The sequence below is a fragment of the Prevotella sp. HMSC073D09 genome (genome assembly GCF_001814145.1).
Taxonomy (GTDB): Bacteria; Bacteroidota; Bacteroidia; order Bacteroidales; family Bacteroidaceae; genus Prevotella; species Prevotella conceptionensis.
Genome location: NZ_KV815136.1, coordinates 1 through 16,724, shown reverse-complemented (window position 1 = coordinate 16,724; position 16,724 = coordinate 1). Strand labels below are relative to the sequence as shown.

At 42.9% G+C, this 16,724-nt stretch carries 14 protein-coding genes and 1 pseudogene; 9 read left to right on the top strand and 6 right to left on the bottom strand.

Annotated features, from left to right (window positions below; genetic code table 11):
- Positions 1 to 217: 217 nt before the first annotated feature.
- The 7 genes from HMPREF2955_RS13380 to HMPREF2955_RS13355 all read left to right on the top strand — a co-directional run bounded on the left by HMPREF2955_RS13380 (position 218) and on the right by HMPREF2955_RS13355 (position 8,958).
- Positions 218 to 844 (top strand): TetR/AcrR family transcriptional regulator, encoded by a 627-nt coding sequence (locus HMPREF2955_RS13380; RefSeq protein ID WP_006948478.1) that lies wholly within the window; start codon positions 218 to 220, stop codon positions 842 to 844.
- 7 nt (positions 845 to 851) lie between these two features.
- Positions 852 to 1,988 carry a StlD/DarB family beta-ketosynthase gene (locus HMPREF2955_RS13375; protein WP_004354729.1) on the top strand — a complete coding sequence of 379 codons (1,137 nt, stop codon included), beginning with the start codon at positions 852 to 854 and terminating at the stop codon, positions 1,986 to 1,988.
- 239 nt (positions 1,989 to 2,227) lie between these two features.
- Positions 2,228 to 2,500, top strand: coding sequence for a hypothetical protein (locus HMPREF2955_RS16365; RefSeq protein WP_023925221.1), 273 nt, complete (start codon positions 2,228 to 2,230; stop codon positions 2,498 to 2,500).
- A gap of 73 nt (positions 2,501 to 2,573) precedes the next feature.
- Positions 2,574 to 3,905 carry a radical SAM/SPASM domain-containing protein gene (locus tag HMPREF2955_RS13370; RefSeq protein WP_018910187.1) on the top strand — a complete coding sequence of 444 codons (1,332 nt, stop codon included), beginning with the start codon at positions 2,574 to 2,576 and terminating at the stop codon, positions 3,903 to 3,905.
- An 18-nt stretch (positions 3,906 to 3,923) separates the two neighbouring features.
- Positions 3,924 to 6,233: a TonB-dependent receptor gene (locus tag HMPREF2955_RS13365; RefSeq protein WP_070723925.1), complete on the top strand. Its 2,310-nt coding sequence runs from the start codon at positions 3,924 to 3,926 to the stop codon at positions 6,231 to 6,233.
- Positions 6,234 to 6,254: 21 nt separating this feature from the next.
- Positions 6,255 to 8,471: a peptidase domain-containing ABC transporter gene (locus HMPREF2955_RS13360; protein ID WP_070723924.1), complete on the top strand. Its 2,217-nt coding sequence runs from the start codon at positions 6,255 to 6,257 to the stop codon at positions 8,469 to 8,471.
- A 1-nt stretch (position 8,472) separates the two neighbouring features.
- Entirely contained in the window at positions 8,473 to 8,958 is a 486-nt protein-coding gene (locus tag HMPREF2955_RS13355) for a hypothetical protein (protein WP_004352882.1), read from the top strand.
- Positions 8,959 to 9,255: 297 nt separating this feature from the next.
- Here HMPREF2955_RS13355 and HMPREF2955_RS13350 read toward each other — a convergent pair whose 3' ends face one another.
- The 6 genes from HMPREF2955_RS13350 to HMPREF2955_RS13325 form a co-directional block, all read right to left on the bottom strand.
- On the bottom strand, positions 9,256 to 9,762 hold the full coding sequence (locus HMPREF2955_RS13350) for a DUF3408 domain-containing protein (RefSeq protein WP_004352896.1): 507 nt from the start codon (positions 9,760 to 9,762) through the stop codon (positions 9,256 to 9,258).
- Positions 9,750 to 10,064 (bottom strand): helix-turn-helix domain-containing protein, encoded by a 315-nt coding sequence (locus HMPREF2955_RS13345; protein ID WP_004352880.1) that lies wholly within the window; start codon positions 10,062 to 10,064, stop codon positions 9,750 to 9,752. Before HMPREF2955_RS13345 ends, HMPREF2955_RS13350 begins: the two co-directional genes overlap by 13 nt.
- Before the next feature lie 3 nt (positions 10,065 to 10,067).
- Positions 10,068 to 10,337, bottom strand: a complete 270-nt coding sequence (locus HMPREF2955_RS15380) for a helix-turn-helix domain-containing protein (RefSeq protein ID WP_004352884.1) — start codon at positions 10,335 to 10,337, stop codon at positions 10,068 to 10,070.
- 864 nt (positions 10,338 to 11,201) lie between these two features.
- Entirely contained in the window at positions 11,202 to 11,687 is a 486-nt protein-coding gene (locus HMPREF2955_RS13335; RefSeq protein WP_006948486.1) for a DUF1896 domain-containing protein, read from the bottom strand.
- Between the two features lie 52 nt (positions 11,688 to 11,739).
- Positions 11,740 to 13,008: a site-specific integrase gene (locus HMPREF2955_RS13330; protein ID WP_004352898.1), complete on the bottom strand. Its 1,269-nt coding sequence runs from the start codon at positions 13,006 to 13,008 to the stop codon at positions 11,740 to 11,742.
- A gap of 4 nt (positions 13,009 to 13,012) precedes the next feature.
- Positions 13,013 to 14,233 (bottom strand): site-specific integrase, encoded by a 1,221-nt coding sequence (locus tag HMPREF2955_RS13325; protein ID WP_004352891.1) that lies wholly within the window; start codon positions 14,231 to 14,233, stop codon positions 13,013 to 13,015.
- A gap of 287 nt (positions 14,234 to 14,520) precedes the next feature.
- Here HMPREF2955_RS13325 and HMPREF2955_RS13320 point away from each other — a divergent pair.
- Positions 14,521 to 15,984, top strand: a pseudogene (locus tag HMPREF2955_RS13320) (helicase-related protein); the annotation flags it as partial.
- 247 nt (positions 15,985 to 16,231) lie between these two features.
- Positions 16,232 to 16,724, top strand: a 493-nt coding sequence (locus tag HMPREF2955_RS13315; RefSeq protein ID WP_070723933.1) for an outer membrane beta-barrel protein, incomplete at its 3' end; no start/stop codon positions are given.

The window sequence follows — 16,724 nt, the reverse complement described above, 5'->3', positions numbered from 1 at the left end:
ATTTCTCGCCATTTCTACTATCCTCATTTTTAGTTAGTTATATTTTCTGTTGTTGCCTTATTAGGTGGCGAATCTGTTTACCCGTAAAAGTTAATTATTGTACAAATCTATCCATTTAACGGAAGAACCAAAATTTGGCAGATTGAAATAATTTGCATAATATTGCACTTATAAACACAGAACAAACGTTCTGTTCTAATTCTAGTATAATGAAATAATGGAAAAACAAATAGATAAAGAAAGCATAAGCAAAAGGGACATTATCCTTAATGAATCGTTCAGGCTGTTTCTGAAAAAAGGTTATGCAGCAGTATCATTTTCGGATTTAGTGGAAGCTACTGGCATTTCTCGTGGCAATATGTTCCATCACTTCAAGAATAAGGAGGATATATTCAATCATGCCGTTGATAGGTTTGTATTTGAATTCTTGACAAATGATGCTACAGACTTTCTTGAACTTACAAGCTCTACACCATTAAAGGACTTCATTGATAATCGTGTAGAAAACATCGGTCGCCGTATGAAATCATTTTTTATAATGACAAAAGGCACAGTCACTCCTGCCAATTTCATGTCATTTATCTTGTATCTGAAAGACAACTATCCGGATTGGAAAGAGAAATTTCAAGAATACGAGAAAAGAAAGAGCCTTGAGTGGAAAGAGGTGATAGAGCTTGCCAAACAGAAAGGAGAGATTACTCAAACTGTGGAAACAGAAAAGATTATATCTTCCATTAGAAATATATATCTTGGATTGTCATACAGAAGTGCATTGAGCAGCCAACTTTCTATTTCCGAATTGAAAGAGCAAATATACACAATATACTATTTAATAACCAAATAATATTCCTATGGAAAAAGCAGCATATATCAATAGCGTATCGGCATATCTTCCTAATTCTCCCATCGCCAATGAGGATATGGAAGACTATATCGGAAAAATTGGTGGAAATCCGTCAAGGGTTCGTTCCATTGTCCTTAGACAAAATGGCATCAAAACGAGATATTACGGGTTGGACAAAAATCAAAGCCTAACACACTCGAATGCAGAATTGGCAAAAGAAGCCGTATGTGGGCTGTTTGAAAATGGAAATATTCCTGACGACTTGACCCTTTTGGCTTGTGGGACAAGCACACCCGATCAATTGCTTCCTTCCCATGCGTCTATGGTTCATGGAGAATTAGCCAACTATCCTATGGAAATATTTTCCTCTGCAGGTGTATGCCTTACCTCATTGCAGGCATTGAAAATATGCTATAGCAATATTCTTGCAGGACTGCATCAAAAAGCTGTATGCGTGGCATCAGAATTAACTTCACCTGCATTGGTATCCAAATTTTATGACCCGGAGTATGAAGCTACACATGACAATCCTGACAAAGACCCTTATATGGCTTTTGAGAAGGATTTTATGCGATTTATGCTTTCTGATGGTGCAGGAGCGGTATTGGTGCAAGATCATCCCGAAGGAATATGTCCTCTCAAAATCGAATGGGTCGATATGACTTCCTATGCCAACGAACTACCTACCTGTATGTTCATGGCATCAGAGTTGCAAGAAGATGGGCGGCTCAAAAGTTGGAAGGAGTTCTCTCCTAATGAGATTAAGGAACGTGCCGTGCTTGTTGGCAAACAGGACATTCGGCAGCTAAAGAAATACATCATCAAGTACTGGGTAGACCATATCGAAACCGTACTTGCCAAACATCATGTAAAAGCAGAAGAGATAGACTATATTATACCTCATGTATCATCAATGTTTTTCTATGAGAAATTAAATGACGAAATTGCTGCTCGTAACATTGCTCTGACAAAAGAGAAGTGGTTTACAAACCTTACTTCTGTAGGCAACATCGGTTCGGCTGCCATTTATGTCGGATTGGAAGAACTCATAAGGACAAAAGAAATTAAACGTGGAAACAAGATACTTCTTCTTGTACCGGAAAGTGGAAGGTTCTCGTATGGAACAGTGCTTCTATCTGTATGATAGTTAGCCTCTGTATTTATGAAGTCCCTTGCAAGGAGTTTGTAAAAAACAAAAGAGAACGGAATAAGAATTAAAGAATAACTTGCATTTAGAAAAAATAAAAAACACAAGCTATTAGCTTGGAAGTTGCAGTTATCTGCAATGCAGTAATTCCTACCGAATAACTCGGGAAACTGTATGAAATAAAGGACGCGGATTCGAAAAGCGACATGAGTAGAATTATATAAACACTACTATCTATGATAGAAAATGATTTTATCACCATTATTGATGGAATTGAAAATTTAGATTCTAACTTAATGGGAATGTTGCATGGAGGTCTTTCTAACAACATGAATGATTGCAATTGTGGCTCGGGAAATAGCAATACGGAACAAACAGAACACGGTAGTAACGATTGTACTTGTGGATCAGCAAACAGTAACAAGATTGCAGCTCCTTCTGATTGCACTTGTGGGTCTGCAAATAGTAATAGTGCACATTCAACAATAAGACAATTACAATTTGGATAATCTTTATTAGCCATATCGAATTAGTTGGATTTAGTCCTGTTGATTTGATATGGCTTTTTATATATTCTTAAATATGAGTGATTTTATTATTTCTAAGTATTGCATTCCTTTTTTATCATCAGATGAAAAAGCTTATTTTTATTTGTCAAACAACAATTCTCTACATAAAGTGAGTCGTAAAATTTATGACTCGGTCTGCGAATGTAAAAAAAATCCTTCTTCAATAAGCCGTATTCCAGAGAAGATTTTCCAAAAATTGAAAACAGTCAATATCATTACCACTGTTGAAGAAGAAACCAATTATTACCGTAAAATAAAGATGGATTATTTTATGGAAGTTTTCTCCCATCAAAAACTACTTTTAACAATAGCACCAACAAGCGATTGTAACTTTAATTGTCCTTATTGTTTTGAAGAGAACAAAAGACCCATAAGAATGTCTGATGCCGTAATTGAAAATATAATTCTTTTTATAAAACGTTACAAACATCTTGAATATCTATATATTACATGGTATGGGGGAGAGCCGTTAATGGCAATAGATATTATAGAAAAAATTCTGAATAGAATTAGTATCGAGATACCAAATATTAAAATATCTCATCATTTCCTTGTTACAAACGGATATTTGATAAATGAAAAGATGCTTTCTCTTTTTTCCAAATATCCACTTAACTCAATTCAAATCACATTAGATGGCAATAAACCACGTCACGATAATTTGAGAAAACTAAAAAAAAGTGGGTTGGGAACTTTTGATAAAATAGTTAGAAATATTGACTGTATTTTGAAAAGCATGCCTAGTACGCAAATTTCTGTTCGCGTTAATCTTGACAAGGATAATGTTGGAGATTTTGAGAATATCAGAAATGAGTTGCTTGAAAAATGGAGTTCTTATCCAAATATAACAATATATCCAGGCATATTACGAATAGAAGACACTGTAAACAAATGTATGGGATGTCAATCTTTATTACACGATGACGTTCGAGATTTGTTTTATGGATTAACAGAAGCCGTCAATTTCTATCCTGTTTTACAAGGTAAAGGGTGTTCGGCAACTCATCTAAACTCCTTTTTAATTGGTCCTTTAGGAGAGTTATATAAATGTTGGAATGAACTTGGAGATAGCAAGAAAATAATTGGTTATATTAACGATCAAGACTTCAAAAACAAAGATTTAATACGAAAATATGTATTATCAGCCAATTGTTTTGAAGATGAAAAATGTAAGGATTGCGAATTTATACCTATTTGCATGGGAGGATGCGCCTTTTATCGAATCAAGAATATGTTTGACAATGGGAATTTTGACATTTGCTCACTCTACAAAGATAACGGAGTAATAGAAAAATGTATTTGTTTACATTTGGATAAACTGAGGATTAAAACACCTTCTATCTGAAATTTTAATATAATCTATATGCAAAGACTATTTTTGTTCGCGTTCATGGTTTGCACATTTAGCAACATAAATGCGCAGTATTCTATTATTGGAAAAGTCCTCATCGAGAATGGTGACACCCTTGAATCCAATGTAGAGCTGTACACCAAAAGCCATACGGTTGTCTCTGCCGTACAAACACAGAAAGGAATGTTTTCATTATCAAATCTCGCAAAAAACAATTTTTATTATGTGGTTGCATCACATGTCGGATATACTACTGACACAATAAAGATAGACCGCATAACAAAGGATCTGAACATTGGGACAATGTTCCTTAAAGACAGTCTTACTACGTTGGACGAAGTTACCGTTGTGGGAAGCAGCATAAGTTTTCAAAATGGAAGCAAGAGAATTTTCCCCAATGAATTTCAAAGAAACAGTCCTGACGCTATGGTTATGCTTGACAAGATGAACCTGTCGAGGATTAATGTTGACCCACTAACAAAAAGCCTGACACTGAACGGTGGCGGAAGCGTTAAGACATTGCTTAACGGAATGGAGGTATCAGCCGTTGAAATTGCTGCACTTTCCCCGGAAATTATACAGCGCGTAGAATACCACGACACGCCGGAAGCACGGTATGGCAATGCAGACGTGGTCTTGGATTTTATTACCAAAAACGACCAAGTTGGCGCAAGGGTTTACCTTTCTTTGTGGCAGGGGCTTTTAACGAGTTTCGGAGAGGACTACATTTCCTTGAAATTCAACCGCTGGAACAGCCAGTTTTCATTAGACTACAATATGGCATACCGCAATTGGAAACACCTCAGCAGGGAATATGAAGAGGACTTTAATCTGCAAAATGAGAACTTTTCGAGAACCGAACTGGGGCATCCTGGACGATACAGATACGACAATCACAACGTACATTTCAATTACAACTATCAGGAGAACAAGAAAATAATTAACTTTTCACTGGGGACAGCCATCCAAAATGCACCGTATAAAGAGTGGAACAGTGATTTGCACTATAAAGGGACAGCACTCAACTTATACGACAATGCGAAATCATCGGCCACAAATCCTTATTCGCAACTATATATACAGTTGCCCATAGGAGAAAATCAACTATATGTAATGAATCTCTCTGGTCAATACAACAAAGGGAAATACAACCGTCTGTATCAGGAGGCAGACAACGAAAGTGAATCCAACCAATTCTGCAGTAATGTCCGTGAGATTCAAAAAGGCTATGCGCTGTCGCAATTATACGAGAACAGGCAGAATTGGGGAACTTTGACCATTGGAGCAAACTTCAACCAGCAGTTTACCAAAAGCGACTACAATTCAGTCCGAAACGATATGACACAGAAGCATCACACAGGCCAACGCCAGACCAACCTTTATTCTTATGCACAATGGGGAAAGGCATGGAGCGAACTTTATTGCCGAGTGGGCATTGGACTGAACCAGCGATGGATGCATGTGGGAGAACAAAAACAAAGCACCTTTACGATTCGTCCGATGCTATTCGTCCGTTATACCGTTTCTCCAAAAATCGAACTTCGTTATCAGGGGTCGGTCTCTAATATAATGCCTACACTTTCGGCTATTTCTGACTATTCACAGGATATAGATTTTATACAGATACAGCGAGGTAATCCTAATCTCAAGCCGCAGATTGATTTCTATAATGCGTTGGTATTCAATTATAAATTCACAAAAACAGCATTGGCTCTCTACTTGAATGAAACATATTCAAAGTCGCCAATCATGGAATGCACATATCTGGATAATGAAAAGGTGGTCAGAACCATGGAAAATCACAAGAATTTTCAGAACTATAATGCGGAATTTGAATATGGAGGGCAGCCTTTTGGCAATCTGCTGTCGTTCAAAGTTTATACCGGCTTAAAATTTTATAAAAGCAATGGCAACCAATACACTCACCGCAAAACAATACCCTACTATGGGGGTCAGGTTTCTGTTTACTATAAACAATTCACTATGAGATGGCAGTTTCGCAAGAATGTGCAGGACAGGTTTTGGGGAGAAACGCTTTATCGGTATGAAGACGGCCACATGTTGTCGTTTGGCTATCAGACAAATAAACTCAGCCTTTCTGCCGATGTGCTGAATCTGTTTTCTTTGAAGCATATTTCCGCACAAGAAAACTATTCAAGCGTGGCTCCTTACAAACGCTATGAATATCTTGATGAAACAAGAAATCTTATACGTTTAAACCTTACGCTGAACCTATCGTATGGTAAAAAATACAAGGAGGCTTCAAAACGCATAAACAGCAACACAAGCAGTGAATCATCCGTCATTAAAGGAGAGAAATAATAATAATTTTTGATTTTAATAATGAGTTTTGCAATAAAACGACAGCGAGATGCTATGGATTGCGGTCCTTCCTGTTTGGCGATGATAGCCAAACATTATGGACAGCAAGCTGATAAGGAGCAATTGCGGAAAATCTGTTCCTTAGGCAAAGAAGGTGTTTCTCTTCTTGGTATCAGCAAGGCTGCAGAAAACCTCGGTTTCAAGACCATTGGAGGACGTTTGAGTTTTGAAATGCTATACCAAGAGGATCCGATGCCTTGTATTATACACTGGAATCAGAACCATTTTGTCGTTGTCTATAAGATAAAAAAGCACAATAAAGGAAAATATACCGTATATGTAGCAGATCCGGGCAAGGGACTTGTTACCTATACCAAGGAGGAATTCTGCGAGCATTGGGTTAGTACCAAGACAAACGGTGAAGAAAAAGGTATTGTACTGCTCCTCGAGCCGACGGAACAATTCTATGCTCAAAACGATACGAAAGCAGTGCCGACTCAAAGGCGAGTGAAATTCCTCTGGAGCTATCTCAAGAAATACAAGCGTTTTTTTACGCAACTCATTCTCGGTTTGTTACTCGGCTCACTCCTGCAACTTGTCTTCCCGTTCCTCACCCAAGCTATTGTAGATACAGGTATAGGGGGAAAGGATGTCGGCTTTGTGTGGCTGGTGCTGCTGGCTGAGATGATGCTCCTCTTTAGCCGTACCGCCATTGACTTTATCCGCTCAAAGATACTCCTGCACATCTCCACCCGTATCAACATCTCGCTCATCTCAGACTTCTTCATCAAGCTGATGAAACTACCGATGAAGTTCTTCGATACCAAGCTGATGGGCGACCTTTTGCAACGCATTGAAGACCATCGCCGTGTTGAGCAGTTTCTTACCTCAAGCAGTCTAAGTCTGCTTTTCTCTTTCTTCACATTTCTGATCTTCGGTGTCGTTCTTGCTGTCTATAATCTCGGCATCTTCCTTGTCTTCTTGTTTGGGACATCGCTTTACGCAAGCTGGATAATACTCTTTCTCAAAAAGCGTAGACAGTTGGACTACAAATACTTTGAGCAGGCAGGGCGCAACCGTAATGTAACCTACCAACTCATAGGAGGTATGCAGGAAATCAAGCTGCAAGGATGCGAGCAGCGCAAACGTTGGGAATGGGAGGACGTACAAGCCGACCTGTTTAAGGTCAATCTGCAATCGCTCAATCTGCAACAAGTGCAACAGGCAGGAAGCATCACCATCAATGAGGTGAAGAACATCCTCATTACCGTACTTGCAGCCACAGCCGTAATACACGGAAATATGACACTCGGTATGATGCTGGCGGTACAGTACATCATCGGACAGCTCAACAGCCCTGTGGAACAACTCATCCAGTTTATCTACTCATGGCAAGACGTAAGCATCAGCCTTGACCGCATGAACGAAATCCACACCGAGACCAACGAGGAAAATGTCGAACGGACACATACCGCCTATACGGACAAGACCACCGAAGGACATTCCCTCACGATGAAAGACCTATCCTTCAAATATGATATCTACAGTCCGAAAGATATTCTCTCCGACATCAATCTCTCTATTCCCAACGGCAAGGTAACGGCAATCGTGGGAGCGAGTGGAAGCGGAAAGACAACGCTCGTAAAACTCCTTTTGGGATTCTATGAGCCATTAAACGGAAGTATTCAGATAGGCAATGCCAATTTGAGTGAATACAACCTCGGCTGGTGGCGAAGCCAATGCGGTGCGGTGATGCAGGAGGGATATCTCTTCTCCGATACCATTGCGAGAAACATCGCAATATCTGACGATGAACCCGACATCGAACGTATTCGTCATGCTGCCCGTGTAGCAAACATCGCAGACTACATCGAAGCCCTTCCTTTGGCTTACAACACAATGATTGGACAAGACGGACAAGGTATCAGTCAGGGGCAACGGCAACGCATTTTGATTGCAAGGGTAGTCTATAAGAATCCGATGTTCGTCTTCTTGGACGAAGCCACCAATGCCCTAGATGCCAACAATGAACGAGCCATTACTGAAAACCTTTCGGAGTTCTACAAGGGAAAAACCGTTGTCGTGGTGGCACACCGTCTTTCCACCGTCCGCAATGCCGACCAGATAGTAGTGCTTGACGAGGGCAAAATCACAGAAGTGGGTACACACGAAGAACTCACGTCCAAACGTGGCAAATACTTTGCCTTAGTGAAAAACCAATTAGAATTGGGTAACTGATATGGAAAAACAGGAAAATAAACAGGAACGGAGTTTTGAGCTCCGCAGCGAAAAAGTACGCAGCATCGTGGGGCAGATACCCTCATCTCTCGTTCGTTATGGTATTACTGCCATAGGAGCTATTTTGCTTTTTCTGTTAGCCGTAGCCTATTTCCTGCCTTATAAACAAGTGTATTTGGGAACGGCTACCGTACACGGAGCAACAACCGCAACACCAGCGGACAGCACAGATATAACCATCTTATTAAAGTTCGAGAATAAACGCCCCGACAATGTAAACGGACAAATGATTTATCTGCAATCTCCCTATAGAACGTTTGCCGGGCAGATACAGGACCTTTCTTCCGTCCGTGACACATTGGAGCGTCAGGAAGCCCTTTGCCGTTTCAAGGTAACTGAGATAAAATCTGTGGAAAACCAGACGGTAGATTTCCAGATAACTCGAACATCGGGCAATCTGCTGCAAAAAATGCTTGGGGGAATATAATCCCATCACACATTCCTTATCTCTCTCGATAGTCAATGGTTAAACTCACTGCTTTTTCACTACTCTTTTCCTTGATTTATCGCTTGCCATATTCTCTTATTTTTGTTTTTCTAATCACGACTTTGGAGTGATTTAATCCCCCCTTCGGGGCAAGGGTCTTTGTGGTACAAATGGCAATTTGTGGTACAAAGACACACCTTGCTGATGTAGAAAATGGGATTATAAGCCCATGCCGTGTTACTGCATTCACTGAATACAGTAACTCAGCGTAGGCTTGCATTCGAGGAATGCAGTACTTCAGAGTTTCCGCCATCTTTCCACATCATCTTTGTATTGGTCGAGATGTTCTCGAAGCACCTGCTCCACATATCCAGAAACGCTTGCTCCCTGCTCACCGATTTTCCTCACCACGAAGTCCAACTTTCGTTGAGTTTCCTCTGATACATACACGGCTTTGCGGTGGCTGTTGCGAAAGGGCTGGAGATATTTCCCCTGAAACTCGGATAATTGCTTCCTGTCCTTTGTTTTTCCCATTCGTTGATAATTCTCTTCGATAGAAGTAGCCCTTTCCGTTGGTGACAACTCTGTTTCTTGATAGGACGGTTGAGAATAGTCCTTGTGGCTCTCCTTGTCATTTTGTTCCTCAACTTTAACAGGCTCAAATCTTTTCTTTTCCTCTTCATAATCTATCGGCTGGTCAAAATCGGGCAACTCTTCGGGCTTGCGGAGCTTAACGCCATAATTGCCCATATCTCGAAGGGCTTGTTCCAGACGTTGTTTCCTTTGTTCATCTATTCTTGCCATAATTTCTTGGGTATTGCGTTATAATGTCTTTCGAGCATAGCTTGTATGTCGCTTTGCCTGTAAAGTATCTTGCCTCCGATTTTGCAGTAGGCTATCGTTCCGCTGTCCCGATAGTCCTGAAGTGTGCGGGTACTCAGACGTAACAGACTGCAAACCTCCTCGCCAGTGAGGTAAACCTCTCCGCCTAACATCGGTCGGGCTGTAGAACAATAACGCTCCAGTTTCTTCAAAGTACCCTCCATCAGTTGTGCAAACATCTGCATTTGAGGGTCTTGCTGTGTAATGATTTCATTCTCCGACATAATTCATTCATTGTTTGCGTTCAGTAAATTTGTGATGTCACTCTCCTTGTAATAACATTTATGCCCAATGATGGAAAAGGGTATTCTGCCTGTATCCCGATAAGATTGCAGGGTACGTTTGCTGATGCCGAGTCTGCGACATACGGCTTCGTTGTCGAGCCAATCGTCCTTTTCGGGCGGATTGCCGATGAGTTGTTCGATACGATGAATAAAGTCTGCAAAGTCGGAGCTGTGCCGCTCCCACGCTTTGCGGTCGATGATAATGAGTTTCATTTCCTTGATTTTGTTTTGATTACTTTATTGTTACTCGGCAAACGAACTAATATGCAGTCCATTGCCGTACTTATTGAGTGCAAAAGTAAACCCTCGGAAGCACCGCTGCAAGAAATGAGGAAAAGCAGGGAAATAGAAGGAAGAGAAGAGAAGTTAGTCTATCAGTCAGAAAAGCTCCTAAGCTTTCATTAAAAAGCTCTTAAGCTTTTTGTAAATTACTTATAAGCTTTTGTCAGATTACTTATAAGCTTTTTATAGATTGCTTATAAGCTTTTCATAGAAAGCTCCTAATCTTTAAGCGCAAAGGCTGGTAGCTTTCCCCATCAGATTTGGAGTCGCCGCAGAAAAACTCTTATGTTCTGTATAAGAATGGTATGATTGCGGTAATGAGAAGAGGTGCCGGTTCTTTCCTTTTATCACATAGCAATTATTCTCTCGACAGTTCGATAGTTCGACAAATCGATATGTAGAACTATCGATAGATAGTTTTATCGATAGATTATTTTGACGATATATAGTTTTGACAACAGATAGTCATGACAACAAATTGTACAAACAACAGATTGTCCGTATTATCGTCAGTCCTATCTGTTGTTGGTTGTTACGCCTTGCGTCCAAAGAGCCTGAGTATGCCGTATTCTTGTCGTGCCTATACTCTCTACGGCAGCCCTGCCCTGCAAGGTTGGGAGAGATGAATACAACCGCATGGCTATTGAAAATGGCAATACCACCTTGAAAAAGAAAAATCCTGCGGTGGAGATTCTTCTCTCCATCCGCAGGACTTGACCTTGTCAGGGCAGACAGGCTGCCGTTGTACCTTTGCACGATAAGAAACGGCATCAGGGACTTTGCGTGCGCCTTTGCTTACAACGCCTTCGGGCTTGCTTCCTCTGTCAGTCTGATTGTTGGTAGGTTGTTGCTCTCGATGAGCAGCACTATCGTGCCTGTGAGTTCGGTGTAAAGACGGTCGTATTGTCCGCTTGCGGCAAATGTGTCCGTCAAACCGAACTTGTCGAATGTGGCTTGAACAGCCTTGTTCGACAACAATATGGGTGCAAGCTTCTCAGGGAGTGGTGCAGGCAGTTCCCTCTCAAACTCGTTTTCCAACACGGATACAAGCGTATCATACTTGGAAAAATGCAAACCTTGATACAATACCTCACTTGCTATGCTCTCTGCTTCGGGGTGCGAAAAACCTTGTGCCACGGCATCGCAGTAAGCAGTGAGAGCCATGTCTGCCCGTGTGGTGATAAACTCCGTGTCGTGCAATCTTTCGGGGTGATGCTCACTCATATAACTTCTTAATTTCAACCGAAAGTAGGAAAGTTCCTGTTTGTTGTTCTCTTTCATAATCGTTTGGTTTTCAATCGTGAATAATAAATGTTTGGTAATTACTTCCTTTTTATGCTTGTTGCAATGGAACGTTCTGCCGTGCTATCGACTCACAATAACCTTCAAAGGCTGAATGCTCCCTGTCTGTGAGTGCAGTCATGTCCTCCTGTATCTTGTGGTCAGTTATCTTTCCGTATATTTGTGTCGTACCGATATTGCTGTGTCCGAGCATCTTGCTGAGCGTTTCCATCGAAATACCATTGGAAAGGCAAATCGTGGTTGAGAATGTGTGGCGAGCCATGTGAAAGGTCAAGCCTTTCTCTATTCGGCATATCTGCCCGATGTTCACACAAGCTAAAGATGCCTTCCTAATTGTGAGATTGGGGAATATCAAGTCGTCCGCTTTCTTGTCCTTGATATAGAGCGAAAGGATTTGCTTGGCAATGGGCAGAAGTGGGATAATCGCTTCCACATCGGTTTTCTGCCTTTTGATGCGGATTTCCGCCGTGCCGTCAGCATTATAGATGATATGCTTCGGTTTGAGCCGTTGCATATCCACACGAGCCAAACCGGTGAAGGCACAGAAAAGGAATAGTTGCCTTGCTCGCTCAAATTGCTTGTCAATGATGGGCGTTTGTAGTACTCGTTGCAGTTCCTCGGTTGTGAGATACCTGCGTGTTCGGTGTGGTAGTTCCGCCTTGTAGTCCACAAAGGGATCGATGCGGATGTATTTCTTCTGCTGCCCGATGCCGATGATTTTCCGTAAGAAAATGACAACAATCTGAATGGTGGCAAGGGAGAGATTGCGCTCTGATTTAAGGTAGAAATCCAATCCTTCGATAAAGCCATAGTCCAGCTGTGCGTATCGAATATCTTCCTGGTCTAAGCGTTCACACAGATAGGATTTAATGAGCTGCGCTGCATAGATGTAATTGGCAAAAGTCGGCTTGGCAATCGTCAGTCCTACGCATGGACGCTTTTCTTCAATAAATAGTCGTGCTTCCTCCAAAAGAAAACCTTTGGGCTTGTCTTCTTCCATAAGTTCACGTTTCAGCAGCTCGGCAGTGATATAGCCACGTTGCCAGACTAATTCTTGATACTTCGCTTTGGCTTGTTCCTCTTTGCTTTGTAAATAGCGGTTGATTTCTTTTGTTTCTTCGCCTGTTCCTTTGCATCGTCCCTTATGGCTGTCCCAAAGTTCGGGAGCGATTTCCTTGCCCGTGCTGTATTGCACCTGCTCACCGTCTATGGTGATGCGTCCCATAATCGGGCAGCTGCCGTTTTTCTTTTGTTTGGAACGGTTGATATAGAATAGTGTCTTGAATGTGCTTCGTGCCATAATGTCAAAGTTTTAAGGTGAATGTATCTTGTATGCGTTGCTGCACTTTCTGCATATCTCGATGGATTCTCTCGGAGGAAACAGCTGCATAAATTTGTGTTGTTCTCAAATTTGTGTGTCCGAGCATACGGCTCACCGTTTCAATAGGTACACCTGCCGAAAGCGTGATAAGCGATGCAAAGGTGTGTCTTGCCATGTGAAAGGTCAGCGGAGTTTCCATCCCGATGTTTCTCTGTATGTGGTGTATGCCATTGAGGATAACATCTGTGGTCGGCACGTCAAAGACAAAACCTGCACGCTTTCCCCTGTACCGCTCCATTATCGCCCAAGCAGGAGGAAGTACCTGTACACGGTATGGGGTCTTAGTCTTCATGCGCCTACCCTTGATGCAGAGTTCACCCTCTTCCAAGACGATGTTTTCCTCTCTGAGATTGCGCACGTCAGAGATAGCCAGTCCTGAAAAGCAGGAGAAGACGAACAAATCACGGACAATGCGGTAGTTCTCCCATTCAATCTCCAAGTCAATTATCTTTTGTAGTTCGTCTTGCGTGATGCTTCTCGGCTCGCCCTTTGGTCGCTCGTAACTGTAGCCCAAGAACGGATAGAAGTCCAGCACACCTTTCTTCACCGCCATGCGGACGATGGTCTGCAAAGTAGACAAGGTACTCGATATGCTGCTGCGTTTCAGTTGGCGGTCGATGGTAAGATAATACTCAAAACCCTCGATAAAGGTATTGTCCAACTGTGAAAGGGGAATGTCGCTTACCTTGTACTTCTTTTGTACATACTCACGGAGCAGGGAGAGTTGGTAGGTACGGAGTTTGAGCGTCTTTAAGGCTCGGTCGATACCGATACGTTCCTTTGTCTGTGTGAGATACTCCCCAAAACTCTCCAAGAGCAAGGCCTGACGGTGGATTTGCCCCTGATAGGCATCCCTCACGTCGGTGGCGGTAAAGGCTTCTTCTCTTTCACTGAATTCGTGAAAGCGTGCGTGAATGAGTGCGGTGCATTCACCGAGTTTCTGATTGACAGACACCGCCATTGCACTCTTGCCGACGAGCCGTTGCTTACGACTGTCCCAAAGAGTGAGAGGAGTCTTGCACTTGGTGGAGAATCCTGAATGGGTTCTGCCCACTGAGATGCGCCCGATGACAGGCACAAGTCCTTTCTTGTCGGTTCGTTTCGCCTGAACGAAGAACGATACTTTCAGCTTGTTTTCTTTCATTTTTCTGTCGTTTTTTCTAAATTTCCTTTGTTTGCAAAGGTACAGATGAACAAGTATTCCTGAGCGATGCAGAAAAATGAAAGATGAGGAATAAACACCTAAACAACAACTATTTACATTCAATCCGTAACCCCTTTTTGCTTTTTCTTCGATGGGTTACGATTTGGTAACGGAACTCCTGCCGTTTGATGCTCGTTTTTGCTAATCCCCATAATGGCAGGAAAATGCTAAATAATGATATTTCAAATAGTTACATTCCCTGTATTTTCCTCTGTTTCCCTTAATTCTTAATGACTGATTACGCCCGCAAGATGGCGCTCGATATGCGCATGATTGATCCCGCCTACGGCGACCATCCCGACAACAAGGCATCCCACTGCGCCCGGATGATTGCCGAGTATTACCAAAGGTACGATGCACAAAAGGGTACGCAGTTCGTATTCTCCGACTTGGGCACCTATCAGCCCGGGCAATGGAGCGTTTATTCGGAAATCAAGCGCAAGCTCGTGGAGGATTACGGCATCCCAGCCCACGAGATACGTTTTATACAGGAGTTCAAGAACGAGAAAAGCAAGAAGGCGGTCATCGATGCGATGAACGACGGACGGGTGCGCGTGCTCTTCGGCTCCACCTCCATGCTCGGTACGGGTGTGAACGCCCAGCAGCGTGCCGTGGCGGTGCATCATCTCGATACACCGTGGCGACCGTCCGACCTTGCCCAGCGCGACGGGCGGGCGGTGAGAAAGGGCAATGAGATCGCGCGGCTCTATGCCGACAATAAGGTCGATGTGATTATCTATGCAGTGGAAAAGTCGCTTGACAGTTACAAGTTCAACCTGTTGCATTGCAAGCAGACATTTATCTCGCAGCTTAAAAGCGGAGCGATGGGAGCGCGTACCATCGACGAGGGGAGCATGGACGAGAAGTCGGGCATGAACTTTTCAGAATACATGGCGATTCTTTCGGGCAACACCGACCTGCTCGACAAGGCACGTTTAGAAAAGAAGGTCGCCGCTTTGGAGAGCGAGCGCAAGTCGTTCAACCGTGCCAAGCACGAAACCCAGAACAGGCTCTTGGAAATGACCAACCAGCTGGCTTTCGACAGGGCGGCAAAGGAAAAGATGTCGGAGGACTGGAAGAAGTTCGAGGCGGCTGCAGCGAAAGACAAGGACGGCAACTATCTCAATGCCCTCGTGCTCGACGGTTTTCCCTCACGGGATGAGAAAGCGCTCGGTACGAAGTTGCAGGACATTGACAAGAATATAAACACGGGTGGTGCGCCGCAGCGTATCGGCGAACTCTACGGCTTTGAGGTGAGCGTAACTACGGAGCGGGTATTGAGCGAGGGGTTGGAGCTGACACAGAACCGCTTTTCGATCAGGGGCAACTACAAGTACACGCACAATCACGGGCAGATAGCCAAGGCGGATAAGGAAGCGGCGGCAAGGAACTTTTTACGCGCGTTGGAGCATATTCCACAGACGATTGCCCAGTACAACGCTCGTATTGAAGAACAGGAACAAAAGGTGGCGCAGATGCAGCCCATCGTGTCGAAGGAGTGGAAGAAGGAGGACGAACTCAGAGGTCTTAAATCCGAACTCGCAGCCTTGGACAGGAAGATACAGCTGGATTTGGCTCCGCCCGCACCTGATTCTGCCGAGCAGAAGGAGACGAATACGCCGTCCGAGCAGAACAAAGATGAATATAGGCAGGACAACTCGCAGAGGACGGCTTACAGACCGTCACTCTAAGTGTCTTGGATTTTAATCAATCCGATTAGGAATATAATACTTAAGGTATAAATAGACGGTATAATGAAGCGGTGAGAAGTCATATTCTCACCGCTTTTTGCTTTAGAATAAGGTATAAATGCGAAGTAGTCCTACTTTATAAAATATTTTTTGCCAAAAACATTGTTTCTTCCAAAAGAATTATTATTTTTGCAGAAGAATGAGGAACTTCAGTCCCTTAAGAACAATAACAAAAAATCATTCCGTTATGTATATAAGGTCTCATTTACTTATTCTTTTTTTCGCCTCCAGTCTTTCGCTAAGTGCTCAGGAGAGTGCTTTCAATGCCGGTGTCCGCTTGGGCGGCGGTTATAGTGTCAACAGTCATGTAGACAAGATTTTGGTGAGCGAGGATTATTACGCCAATTATTCGTTCGACAACAAAGGACAGTTCGTGCCAAGTGCCGAGTTGTTTTTCCTTTATCGGCAGCCTGCAAGCCTTTGGGGCGTGGAAGCGGGCATTGCCTATTATAACAAAACGGCGCGGGTGCGTTACGAGGACAAGAACGAATTGAACTACACGCTCTCCACCCGTTATCACCATTTGGGGCTTGCCGCTTATTTCAATCTCTATCCTTTTAAGGCAAAAAACTCGCTGCACGTATCATTGGGCGGACGGATTGGCGCAAACCTCTCTCCAAGCAATCTCACTTATACAGGTAACCAAGAGGATGCGAAGTTCTCGGCGTTGGGTTATCCCA

Excerpts from the sequence above, each read along its gene's own strand:
- HMPREF2955_RS13345 (WP_004352880.1), bottom strand. The coding sequence starts at position 10,064 with ATGTCGGAGAATGAAATCATTACACAGCAAGACCCTCAAATGCAGATG.
- HMPREF2955_RS13325 (WP_004352891.1), bottom strand. The coding sequence starts at position 14,233 with ATGAAAGAAAACAAGCTGAAAGTATCGTTCTTCGTTCAGGCGAAACGA.
- HMPREF2955_RS13380 (WP_006948478.1), top strand. The coding sequence starts at position 218 with ATGGAAAAACAAATAGATAAAGAAAGCATAAGCAAAAGGGACATTATC.
- HMPREF2955_RS13370 (WP_018910187.1), top strand. The coding sequence starts at position 2,574 with ATGAGTGATTTTATTATTTCTAAGTATTGCATTCCTTTTTTATCATCA.
- HMPREF2955_RS13375 (WP_004354729.1), top strand. The coding sequence starts at position 852 with ATGGAAAAAGCAGCATATATCAATAGCGTATCGGCATATCTTCCTAAT.
- HMPREF2955_RS16365 (WP_023925221.1), top strand. The coding sequence starts at position 2,228 with ATGATAGAAAATGATTTTATCACCATTATTGATGGAATTGAAAATTTA.
- HMPREF2955_RS13335 (WP_006948486.1), bottom strand. The coding sequence starts at position 11,687 with ATGAAAGAGAACAACAAACAGGAACTTTCCTACTTTCGGTTGAAATTA.
- HMPREF2955_RS13360 (WP_070723924.1), top strand. The coding sequence starts at position 6,255 with ATGAGTTTTGCAATAAAACGACAGCGAGATGCTATGGATTGCGGTCCT.
- HMPREF2955_RS13350 (WP_004352896.1), bottom strand. The coding sequence starts at position 9,762 with ATGGCAAGAATAGATGAACAAAGGAAACAACGTCTGGAACAAGCCCTT.
- HMPREF2955_RS15380 (WP_004352884.1), bottom strand. The coding sequence starts at position 10,337 with ATGAAACTCATTATCATCGACCGCAAAGCGTGGGAGCGGCACAGCTCC.
- HMPREF2955_RS13355 (WP_004352882.1), top strand. The coding sequence starts at position 8,473 with ATGGAAAAACAGGAAAATAAACAGGAACGGAGTTTTGAGCTCCGCAGC.
- HMPREF2955_RS13330 (WP_004352898.1), bottom strand. The coding sequence starts at position 13,008 with ATGGCACGAAGCACATTCAAGACACTATTCTATATCAACCGTTCCAAA.
- HMPREF2955_RS13365 (WP_070723925.1), top strand. The coding sequence starts at position 3,924 with ATGCAAAGACTATTTTTGTTCGCGTTCATGGTTTGCACATTTAGCAAC.